Raw genomic sequence first — 10,629 nt, 5'->3', positions numbered from 1 at the left:
CCTCCGCCGGCCGGCGCGGTTGCCGCTGCCGCCGGGGGGGCGGCGCCAGGCGCGGCGGGCGCGGTGCTCGCCTGCGCCACCAGAATGGCGTTGTGCATAGCGTTGGACATCTTAGTTCCTCATTACGAAATCGAACGGTAGTTTGGCTTTGGCCGGATACGCCACGCCGTTGCGGGTCAGGGGCTTGAAGCGGGCCTTGCGTGCTGCCGTCAAGGCAGAGTCGTCCAGCCGCGAGAACCCCGACGACTGCGCAATGGTGGCCCGTTCGACCAGCCCCTGGGTATTGATTTCCACCAGCACCACCACGCGGCCTTCCTCACGCAGACGCTTCGACGTCATGGGATAGACCGGCGCCGGGCGGCGCCCCAGATATTCCACGCTGGACACCATGATGGGCTCGTCCGGCGGCGGCCCCTGGACCGGAGCCTGGGTGACCTGCGCGCCTTCCTTGGCGCCGGCAGGCGGCGTTTCAACCTTCGGGGCCTCGACCGGTTTCTCGACCTTCGGCTTGGGCTTGGGTTTAGGCTTCGGTTTGGGTTTGGGTTTCGGCTTGGGGGCCGGCTCGGGAACCTTCTCGATCACCGGCTCGGGTTCGGGTTCAGGTTCGATGACGGGTTCCGGCTCGGGCTCGATGACCGGTTCTGGTTCGGGTTCAGGCTCGGGTTCCGGTTCCGGTTCGGGCTCGGGTTGCGGCTCGACCTCGGGCTCTGCCTGGGCAACCTGGGGCACGGGAGCCTCGATCACGCTGACCATCACCGCCTCGGGCTCGAGCAATTGCGGGGGGCTTTCTTCGGGCATCCAGTAGATCGCTCCGACCACGGCCATGTGCGCCGCCAATACCGTAAGGCCGGCACCGGTGCGTAAAGCCAGGGAAGACTGCGGACTAGCGGACCAACCGTGTTGAAGACGAGGCATGAATCAGCCAAAAACCATCGATGTCGGCCGGCCGCGCAACCGGCACCACGCCGGGAAACGCCAGGGCCGGCAAATTCCAAGTCCGACATATTATATTAAATGCGAATGATTCGCACATACTTTCTAGGCCGGCGGAATGCTTCGGATCAAGCATCCGGGCCTGCTCCCGGCCTGCCGCGGTCGATGTGGCCCAGGTCGCGCTGCGGGTCGAGGCGGTCGCGCACCCGCTGTTTCAGCGCCTTGGCGTCCGGGAACCCGCCGTCGACCTTGCGGTCCCAGAGTAGGCTGTCGTCGTAGTGAACCTGGAAAATGCCGCCCGTGCCGGGCACCAGTGCCACCGCCCCCAGGTCGGTACCGAAGGTGGACAGCAGTTCCTGCGCCATCCAGGCGGACCGCAATAGCCACTGGCACTGCGTGCAATAGGTAATGCTGATACGGGGAAGATTCGATGAATTCATTACATACTCCAGGCCAGGCTTGCGGGTATCGACGCCAGGCGCCCCGGACGCCAGTATGCGCGTGGCGGCGCGCCGCGGGCAACCAGCCCACGCTGCGGCGCAGCAGACGCTGGCGATTCGCAATACAATGCAGCCACCGCGCCCCTCCCCCGGGCGCCTGCCGAACGCCGCTCTGCGGCGGGCAACCCCGGTCGCGGGCGCCAGTCGCCCGACTTCCCGGCCGTCAACCGGCCAGGGCCGGTCGCTGATTTTCAATATGCCTGGTAGCTCCGCAAATTCTTTCCTGCGCACCCTGTGCAGCCTGCGCTGGCTGGCCATCGCCGGCCAGGCCGCAACCGTTCTGGTGGCCAGCGGCCTGCTCGGCCTTGAACTGCCCCTGCAGCAACTCTGGACCGGCGTCGCCGTGCTGGGCGCCTTCAACATCTACGCTAGCTTGCACGTGCGGCGCGGCCGCGCCGCGTTTTCCCCTGGCGTGGCGTTCGCCCACCTGCTGGTCGACATCGCCGTGCTGGCCTGGATGGTGGGCTGGAGCGGGGGCATCACCAACCCCTTCGGGGTGATGTTCCTGATCCTGATCGCCCTGGCGGCGCTGGCGCTGCCGCGCGGCTGGGCGCTCGCCGCCGCCCTGGCCTGCCTGATGGGCTATACCGCGGCGGCCTTGCTGGGCCGGCCGCTCGAGGGCCACCACAACCCTTACGTGCTGATTCTGTGGGGCATTGCCACCAGCTTCCTCATTTCGGCGATGGTGGTCCTGTACTTCTCTACCCGGCTGGCCGCCGACCTGCGCAGCCGAGAGCGCGAGCTGGCCATGCTGCGCGAACGCTTCACGCGCAATGAGGGCATCGTGGCGCTGGCCACCCATGCGGCGGCCATGGCGCACGAACTGAACACCCCGCTGGCCACCATGACGCTGCTGGCCGACGAAATCGCCTCGGAAGTCCAGACCGAAGACCTGCGCAACGACGTCACCCTGCTGCGCCAGTTGCTGGCGCTGTGCCGCGAACGCATCCGCAACCTGGCCGTGCCCACCGAGGTAGACCTGGTGCGCGTGGTGGGGCAATGGCGCCTGGTGCGCCCCGCCATCGACCTGCACCGCACCGGCGAACTGCCCGCCACGCTGCGGGTCGAGCCCGCCATTGCCCACTTGCTGCAGGCCCTGCTGAACAACGCGGCCGACGCCGGCGAAGCCGAGGGCCATGCGCGCGTCGACCTGCATCTCGAATACCGCGACGGCGTGCTTCAAGGCGAAGTGCGCGACCATGGCCGCGGCTTCGATCCGGACCATTCCCTGCTGCCCGCCACCAGCCTGTTCCATAGCGGCAAGCCTGGCGGCCTGGGCGTGGGACTCGCTTTATCGCACGCCACAGTAGAACAATTAGGCGGCGAAATGACCATGACCGCGGCCGACGGAGGAGGCGCCCGCATCCGCTTTTACTTGCCGCTGCAGCCCCGCGCTCGGCGCGCCTCAGGAACACCAGCATGACCCCATCCGATGCCGGCCTGCTCATCGACGACGACGAGCTCTATGTGCGCACCCTGCAGCGCAGCCTCGCCCGCCATGGCCTGGAAACACGCGTGGCCACCAGCATTGCCGAAGCGTTGCGCGTGGCTGAAGAAATATTGCCCTCGTTCGCGCTGGTCGACCTGCGCCTGGGCGAGGATTCCGGCCTGACCCTGATCCGGCCGCTGCGCGCGCTGCGGCCCGACATGCGCATTCTGCTGGTCACGGGCTACGCCAGCGTGGCCACCGCCGTGGAAGCCATCAAACGCGGCGCCGACGATTACCTGCCCAAGCCCGCCACCGCGCCCATGATTCTTCGCACGCTGGGGCTAGCCAAATCGGAATCAGTGGCCATAGAATCAACCATGACGCCGCTGCACCGGCTGGAATGGGAACATATCCAGCAGGCCTTGCACGAATGCAGCGGCAATGTCTCGGCCGCCGCCCGGCTGCTGGGCATGCACCGGCGCTCGCTGCAGCGCAAGCTGGCCAAGAAGCCCGGCCCCGAACGCGACCTGTCCCTCGATTAGGCCAAACCATGTGCGACACATTGTCGCACCCAGCGCATCGCCCCTGATGCCTGCGCCCTAGGCACAAAGGGCCATTAACCACGTATCACCGCACAATCCAGCCCCTGCTGATGCGACTTTTCGTCGCATGTTTGCGTTGCAACAAACGGCTAGCATGGCGCCTTCACCGCATTTTGCGTCTGGACAAAGCGCAAATGTGATCCTTGCCCCAACGGCAATTTACCCTCAAGGCTGTACGTGAAACACCCCCACTTCGCCACTCTCGGGCGTACGCTCGGCATTGGTGCGCTCATGCTGCTCGGCGGCTGCACGATGGAAGTGCTTTCTCCCAAGGGAGACATCGGCGCCCAGGAAAAAACCCTGATCTTGACTGCCCTGGGGCTGATGCTCCTGATAGTCGTGCCTGTCATTATCATGACGCTGTATTTCGCCTGGAAGTACCGCGCCACGAATACGCAGGCGATATATATGCCGCGCTGGTCGCACTCGACCCGCATCGAAGTGGTGGTATGGACGATACCCTGCATCATCGTGGCCATCCTGGCCGTGCTGACCTGGCGCTCGTCGCACGCGCTGGACCCTTACCGCCCAATTGAATCCACCGTCAAGCCGGTGAATATCGACGTGGTGTCGATGGACTGGAAGTGGCTGTTCATCTACCCCGACTACGACATCGCCACCGTCAATGAAATCGCCTTCCCGGTTGACGCCCCGGTGCAATTCCGCATCACGTCGGCCTCGGTGATGAACTCGTTCTTCATTCCCCAGCTGGGCAGCCAGATCTACTCGATGGCGGGCATGGAAACCAAGCTGCACCTGATCGCCCGCGAGGCCGGCACCTACGCTGGCATTTCTGCCAACTACAGCGGCGGCGGCTTCTCCGGCATGCGCTTCGACGCCATCGCCACCACGCAGGAAGGCTTCGAAGACTGGATACGCCAGGCCAAGGCCAGCAACAACCCGCTGACGCCCGAGGCGTACCAGGGGCTGACCAAACCCAGCACTAATGTGAATACCCAGCTGTACTCCAGCGCGCCCACGGGCATGTTCGACTACATCATGCACAACCAGATGAGCAAGATCGCCGGCCTGGATCCGGCGACCTGCACGCCCACGTCGCAGAATTTGATCGCAGGAAATAACTGATGTTCGGCAAACTCACCCTAGAGTCCGTTCCGTACCACGACCCCATCATCATGGGGACGCTGGTGGCGGTGATCATGGGCAGCGTCGCGCTGCTGGGCGCGGTAACCTACTACGGCAAGTGGAAGTACCTGTGGACCGAGTGGCTGACCACCGTCGACCACAAACGCATCGGCATCATGTACATCATCGTGGCGATCATCATGCTGCTGCGCGGCTTCGCCGACGCCATCATGATGCGCACGCAGCTGGCGGTGGCCTCGGCCGATTCCGCCGGCATCCTGCCGCCGCATCACTACGACCAGATCTTCACCGCCCACGGCGTCATCATGATCTTCTTCATGGCGATGCCCTTCATCACGGGCCTGATGAACATTGTCGTGCCGCTGCAGATCGGCGCGCGCGACGTTGCCTACCCGTTCCTGAACTCGCTGAGCTTCTGGCTGTTCGGCGCCGGCGTGGTGCTGATGATGCTGTCGCTGTTCGTGGGCGAATTCGCCGCGACCGGCTGGCTGGCTTATCCGCCGCTTTCGGGGCTGGACTACAGCCCGGGCGTGGGGGTCGACTACTACTTATGGGCCCTGCAGATATCAGGGCTGGGCACCACGCTCAGCGGTATCAACTTCATCGTCACCATCCTGCGCATGCGCGCCCCGGGCATGGGTTTGATGAAGATGCCGGTCTTCACCTGGACGGCGCTGGTCACCAACATCCTGATCGTGGCCGCCTTCCCCGTGCTGGCCGCCACCCTGGCGCTGCTGACCGCCGACCGCTACCTGGGCACGCACTTCTTCACGAACGACATGGGCGGCAACGTCATGATGTACGTGAACCTGATCTGGATCTGGGGCCACCCCGAGGTGTACATCCTGATCCTGCCCTGCTTCGGCGCGTTCTCTGAAATCGTCGCCACCTACTCGAAGAAGCCGCTGTTCGGCTACAAATCGATGGTGTACGCCACCGCGGCGATCGGCGTGCTGTCGTTCCTGGTGTGGCTGCACCACTTCTTCACCATGGGTTCGGGGGCCAACGTCAATGCCTTCTTCGGCATCATGACGATGATCATTTCGGTGCCCACCGGCGTGAAGATCTTCAACTGGCTATTCACCATGTACCGCGGCCGCGTGGAAATGACCACCCCCATGCTATGGACGGTGGGCTTCATGGTCACCTTCGTGATCGGCGGCATGACCGGCGTGCTGATGGCCATTCCGGCCGTGTCGTTCGTGCTGCACAACAGCCTGTTCCTGATCGCGCACTTCCACAACGTCATCATCGGCGGCGTGGTGTTCGGCTGCATCGCGGCCATGACGTACTGGTTCCCCAAGGCCTTCGGCTTCAAGCTGAATGAGCGCCTGGGCAAGTATTCGTTCTGGTGCTGGCTGGTGGGCTTCTACCTGGCCTTCATGCCGCTGTACGTGCTGGGTTTCAAGGGCATGACGCGCCGCCTGAACCACTACGACAACCCCGAATGGCAACCCTACCTGATCGTGGCCCTGGTTGGCGCATTCATCATCGCCCTGGGCATCGGCTTCATGCTGCTGCAGGTGTTCGTCAGCATCCGCCAGCGCAAGCAGAACCTGGACACCACCGGCGACCCCTGGGGCGGCCGCACGCTGGAATGGGCCATTCCCTCGCCCGCGCCGTTCTACAACTTCGCCCACGTGCCCAACGTCGAGCACCTGGACCAGCATTGGGAGAACAAGGAAAACGGCGTCGCCTACGCCAAGCCGGCCAGCTACGAAGACATACACATGCCGCGCAATACCGGTGCCGGCGTCTACATCGGCGCCTTCGGCCTGGCCATGTGCTTCGGCCTGATCTGGCACATCTGGTGGATGGCCATCGTGGGTTTCCTGGGCATGATCGGCGCCTTCCTGGTGCGCGCCTATGACCGCGATACCGACTACTACGTGCCGGCGGCGGAAGTCGAACGCATCGAATCCGCCCATCTCGCCAATATGCAAAAGGCTGCCTGAGTCATGACCGACGCTGTAACCTCCCTACCCCACGGTGCCGGCCACGCCGGGCACCACGATGATGGGTCCAAGACCGTATTCGGGTTCTGGATCTACCTGATGAGCGACTTGCTGATTTTCTCGGTACTGTTCGCCACCTTCGCCGTGCTGTCCCAGGCCACCGCGGGCGGCCCCAGCGGCAAAGACCTGTTCGACTTGTCCTTCGTGCTGGTCGAAACCATGCTGCTGCTGATCAGCAGCTTCACCTTCGGCATGGCCATGCTCAATATGCATGCCGGGCGCGTCAACCGGGTCATCGCCTGGCTGTGGGTCACCTTCCTGTTCGGGGCCGGCTTCATAGCCATGGAAATCTACGAATTCCACCACCTGATCAGCATCGGCGCCGGCCCGCAGCGCAGCGCCTATCTGTCGGCGTTCTTCACGCTGATCGGCACCCACGGCCTGCACGTCACCTTCGGCCTGGTGTGGATCGTGGTGATGATCGACATGCTGCGCCGCCACGGCCTGGAGCCGGCCAACACTCGCCGCCTGTCCTGCCTGAGCCTGTTCTGGCACTTCCTGGACATCGTCTGGATCTGCGTCTTCACCTTCGTCTATCTTCTGGGAGCGCTCTGATGGCACACGATACGACCGCCTCGGCGAACCACGGGCACGGCGCCCACAGTGCCGAGCATGGCAGCCTGAAATCCTACCTGGTGGGCTTTGGCCTTTCCATTCTTCTGACGCTGGCGTCGTTCGGCCTGGTCATGGCCGACGTCGTGCCCCGCTCGCTGGCCCTGCCCGGCATCATCGCGCTGTGCGTGGCGCAGCTGTTGGTGCAACTGGTGTACTTCCTGCACATGGGCGCCTCGCGTTCGCAGCGCGACAACCTGTCGGTGTTCGTCTTCGCGGTGTTCGTCATCGCCGTTATCGTGGGCGGCTCGGCCTGGGTGTTGCACAACATGAACGCCAACATGATGCACCCCATGCCCGCCGGCCTGTAGGCGCAACGCGCATTTGCCGGAGCCGCCTGGCTCCGGTATACTGCGGTCCGCGTTGTGGCACTGCCGCAATGCACGCGTTACCGGGGGTGCTTAGCTCAGTTGGTAGAGCGGCGCCCTTACAAGGCGTAGGTCACAGGTTCGACCCCTGTAGCACCCACCACCCCCTTTGCATCAAGGCACTCGGCATCCGGGTGCCTTTTTGTTTTCTGCCTGCAAAAACACAAAAGCCCTTGAAATTCATCAAGGGCTTTCGGATGGCGGCGCCATGCGCCGCGTGGGTGGCCGACTTAGTTGACGGCGTCTTTCAGGGCCTTGCCGGGGCGGAACTTCGGCACCTTGGCCTTCTTGATCTTGATGGTTTCGCCAGTGCGCGGATTGCGGCCCGTACGGGCGGCGCGCGCCGAAACAGCAAACGTGCCAAAGCCCACCAGCGTGACCGTGCCGCCCTTCTTGAGCGTGGTCTTGACGGCACCGATCAGGGCATCAAGCGAACGGCCGGCGGCAGCCTTGGAGATATCGGCTTTGCTGGCGATATGATCGATGAGTTCGGTTTTGTTCATTCAGGATTACCCCTCACAAGGTATTGGTTCTGTCGGGCGCGACGAGCATCGGCAGGAGGCCGTATGCCGGCAAACGGAGAACGGACGAGTGGAAATGCTTCCGGGCACTGCCAAGCGCAACTGCAAAATTGCTGCGTCGCAGAGACTCGGCCGTAGCGAAGGCAAGGCAGAGTGTCGGCGACGCAGAGACGTATTAGGCCTTGCGCAAAAGCGGCTGTCAAGAGGAAAGCTGGCGGCAACCCGCGCCAATACTGGCTTTTACGGCTTGCCGCAAGTATGGAACTTGCCTATCGACAAGGTCCCGCCCAGGCAGGGTGCGCCAAGCTCATGCCAGGCAGGCCTGCAGCGCCTGGTCGAAATCGAACAACAGGTCGGCCTGATCTTCGATGCCCACGGACACACGGATGAAACTGTCGGCAATGCCCATCTGGGCGCGGCGTTCGGGCCCCATTTCGTAGTAAATGGTGTGCGCCGCCGGCAGCGCCAGGCTGCGCGTATCGCCCAGGTGCGTAGCCATCAGCACGATCTTCAGGCGGTTCAGGAAATCGAAACAATCCACGCCCTCGGCCAATTCGATGCCCAGCAATCCGCCATAGCGCTGGCCGAACAATTCGGCGGCGCGCTGGTGCTGCGGATGGCCGGGCAGCCCCGGGTAATGCACCTTGGCAACACCGGGATGCGCGTCGAGCATGCGCGCCAGAGCCAGCGCATTGTCGCAGTGGGCGGCCATGCGCAACGCCAGCGTTTCCGTGCCTATGGCGATGCGGTGGGCCGAATCGGCCGACAAGGTGCCGCCCATGTCGCGCAGCCCCTTCTTCTTGATCTGCAGCAGCCCCCAGCCCGTGGACGCGCCCTTGCGGTAGCTGTCGTAGATGTTCGCGTAGCCCGACCAGTCGTACAGGCCGGTGTCGGTGATGCTGCCGCCCAGGGCATCGCCATGGCCGCCGATGTACTTGGACAGCGAGTTCATGACCAGCGAGGCTCCCACCGCGCGCCCCTGGAACAGCCAGGGAGAAGTCAGCGTGTTGTCGATCACATACACCAGGCCGCGCTCGCGGCACAGGTCGCCGATGCCGGCCAGATCGGCAAGTTGCGTGCCAGGGTTGGCGATGGTCTCCACGAACACCATGCGCGTATTGGGCCGCAGCGCCGCGCGCACCTGGGCAGCGTCAGTGGGGTCGACATAACTGACTTCGACGCCCAGCTCGGCCAGCGTACCCAGCAGGCTGTTGGTATTACCGAATACATACTGGCTGGAAAGCAGGTGGTCGCCCTTGCGCAGCAAGGTGCTGAACACCGCTGACAACGCGGCCATGCCGGTAGCGAAAGACACCGACGCCGTCCCGCCTTCCATGTGGGTGATCTTGGCCTCCAGGGCCGCCGTGGTGGGCGTGCCCTGCCGTCCATAGGTGAAGCCCGCCTTCCCCTGAAACACCGCGGCAAGCTCGCGGGCATCGGCATAAGCAAATTCAGACGATGTATGAATCGGCTTGTGCACGGCGCCATGCTCGACGGACTGCTGGCGGTCGGAATGAAGAATGGTGGTGGTGAAACCGTTCTGGTGCATGGTGGAATACTGGAAAGTGAAGGGGCTGGCCTGCGCGGCCCAGCGTCAGCGGGAAAGTTTACTCCTGGCGCTGGCGCACGGCCTCGTACAGGCAGACCGCGCTGGCGACACTGACGTTCAGGCTTTCCACCGAACCCAGCATGGGGATATTGACCAATTGGTCGCAGGTATCCCGCGTCAGGCGGCGCATGCCCTCGCCCTCCGCGCCCATTACCCAGGCCATGGGCTGGCGGGCGTCGACCGCGTGCAGGCTGTCGGTGCCCTGCTCGTCGGTGCCCACTACCCATATGCCCCGCTCTTTCAATGCGCGCAGGGTGCGGGCCAGGTTTGTGACGGTAATGTACGGCACGGTGTCGGCCGCCCCGCAGGCCACGCGCTGGACAGTGCTATTCAAGCCCACGGCCCGGTCGCGCGGCGCCACCACGGCGTGCACGCCGGCCGCGTCGGCCGTGCGCAGGCATGCGCCCAGGTTGTGCGGATCCGTCACGCCGTCCAGCACCAGCAGCAGGGCCGGCCCTTCGACGGTGTCCAGCACCTCGTCGACGTCCACCGCCAACTGGCGCTCCTGCGCCAGCGCCACCACGCCCTGGTGCCGCGTGCCGCGGGCCAGGCCGTCCAGGCGCTCGGCAGACACGGGATGCACCTTCCGGCCGGCCCGCTCGGCCTGCTCCAGGAAGGTCAGCATGCGCTTGTCGCGGCGCGAAGCCTCGACATAGATGTCCTTGATCGATTCGGGCGCGTGCCGCATGCGCGCCACTACCGCGTGAAACCCCGCCAATACTTGGGCCGACGCCATGAAATTCACCTTGTTTTGCGTAAGAAAAGGCCGGCCGCCGGCGCGCGGATGCGCGCGGCCGGCGCGATCTTCATCGGCAAGACCAACACGCCCGAATTCGGGCTCGGCTCGCACACGTTCAACGAGGTGTACGGCGCAACGCGCAACCCGTACGACCTGACCAAGAGCGCGGGCGGCAGCAGCGGCGGCACGGCGGC

11 protein-coding genes, 1 tRNA gene and 1 pseudogene are annotated in these 10,629 nt (G+C 64.3%); 8 read left to right on the top strand and 5 right to left on the bottom strand.

All coding sequences use genetic code 11. The annotated features are described in order from the left end of the window. Positions 1-111 precede the first annotated feature (111 nt). Positions 112-915, bottom strand: a complete 804-nt coding sequence (locus LPZ50_RS15780) for an energy transducer TonB (protein ID WP_230662429.1) — start codon at positions 913-915, stop codon at positions 112-114. 146 nt (positions 916-1,061) lie between these two features. Further along, positions 1,062-1,373, bottom strand: coding sequence for a SelT/SelW/SelH family protein (locus LPZ50_RS15775; protein WP_230662427.1), 312 nt, complete (start codon positions 1,371-1,373; stop codon positions 1,062-1,064). A 256-nt stretch (positions 1,374-1,629) separates the two neighbouring features. Here LPZ50_RS15775 and LPZ50_RS15770 point away from each other — a divergent pair, with 256 nt between their 5' ends. From LPZ50_RS15770 to LPZ50_RS15740, 7 genes are all read left to right on the top strand, one after another. Continuing rightward, on the top strand, positions 1,630-2,856 hold the full coding sequence (locus LPZ50_RS15770) for an ATP-binding protein (RefSeq protein WP_230662425.1): 1,227 nt from the start codon (positions 1,630-1,632) through the stop codon (positions 2,854-2,856). Beyond that, complete coding sequence (locus LPZ50_RS15765) at positions 2,853-3,404, top strand: response regulator transcription factor (RefSeq protein WP_230662423.1); 552 nt, start codon at positions 2,853-2,855, stop codon at positions 3,402-3,404. Before LPZ50_RS15770 ends, LPZ50_RS15765 begins: the two co-directional genes overlap by 4 nt. A 237-nt stretch (positions 3,405-3,641) precedes the next feature. Beyond that, complete coding sequence (cyoA, locus tag LPZ50_RS15760) at positions 3,642-4,550, top strand: ubiquinol oxidase subunit II (protein WP_230662421.1); 909 nt, start codon at positions 3,642-3,644, stop codon at positions 4,548-4,550. Continuing rightward, positions 4,550-6,526, top strand: a complete 1,977-nt coding sequence (gene cyoB, locus LPZ50_RS15755) for a cytochrome o ubiquinol oxidase subunit I (RefSeq protein WP_230662419.1) — start codon at positions 4,550-4,552, stop codon at positions 6,524-6,526. Before cyoA ends, cyoB begins: the two co-directional genes overlap by 1 nt. A 3-nt stretch (positions 6,527-6,529) precedes the next feature. After that, positions 6,530-7,141: a cytochrome o ubiquinol oxidase subunit III gene (gene cyoC, locus LPZ50_RS15750; RefSeq protein ID WP_230662417.1), complete on the top strand. Its 612-nt coding sequence runs from the start codon at positions 6,530-6,532 to the stop codon at positions 7,139-7,141. Beyond that, positions 7,141-7,509 (top strand): cytochrome o ubiquinol oxidase subunit IV, encoded by a 369-nt coding sequence (cyoD, locus tag LPZ50_RS15745; protein ID WP_230662415.1) that lies wholly within the window; start codon positions 7,141-7,143, stop codon positions 7,507-7,509. Before cyoC ends, cyoD begins: the two co-directional genes overlap by 1 nt. An 84-nt stretch (positions 7,510-7,593) precedes the next feature. Then, positions 7,594-7,669 (top strand) — tRNA-Val (locus LPZ50_RS15740). A 127-nt stretch (positions 7,670-7,796) separates the two neighbouring features. Here the strand turns inward: LPZ50_RS15740 and LPZ50_RS15735 are convergent. The 3 genes from LPZ50_RS15735 to rlmB all read right to left on the bottom strand — a co-directional run bounded on the left by LPZ50_RS15735 (position 7,797) and on the right by rlmB (position 10,432). Then, on the bottom strand, positions 7,797-8,069 hold the full coding sequence (locus LPZ50_RS15735; protein ID WP_003812968.1) for an HU family DNA-binding protein: 273 nt from the start codon (positions 8,067-8,069) through the stop codon (positions 7,797-7,799). 325 nt (positions 8,070-8,394) lie between these two features. Then, positions 8,395-9,636, bottom strand: coding sequence for a cystathionine gamma-synthase family protein (locus LPZ50_RS15730; protein ID WP_230662413.1), 1,242 nt, complete (start codon positions 9,634-9,636; stop codon positions 8,395-8,397). A 58-nt stretch (positions 9,637-9,694) separates the two neighbouring features. After that, positions 9,695-10,432, bottom strand: coding sequence for a 23S rRNA (guanosine(2251)-2'-O)-methyltransferase RlmB (gene rlmB, locus LPZ50_RS15725; protein WP_230662411.1), 738 nt, complete (start codon positions 10,430-10,432; stop codon positions 9,695-9,697). 45 nt (positions 10,433-10,477) lie between these two features. Between rlmB and LPZ50_RS15720 the strand changes: the two are divergent. Then, positions 10,478-10,629, top strand: a pseudogene (locus LPZ50_RS15720) (amidase family protein); the annotation flags it as partial.

The sequence above is a fragment of the Bordetella petrii genome (genome assembly GCF_020991325.1).
In the GTDB taxonomy this organism is placed as follows: domain Bacteria; phylum Pseudomonadota; class Gammaproteobacteria; order Burkholderiales; family Burkholderiaceae_B; genus Bordetella_A; species Bordetella_A petrii_E.
This window is presented reverse-complemented; position numbering and strand designations above follow the sequence as displayed.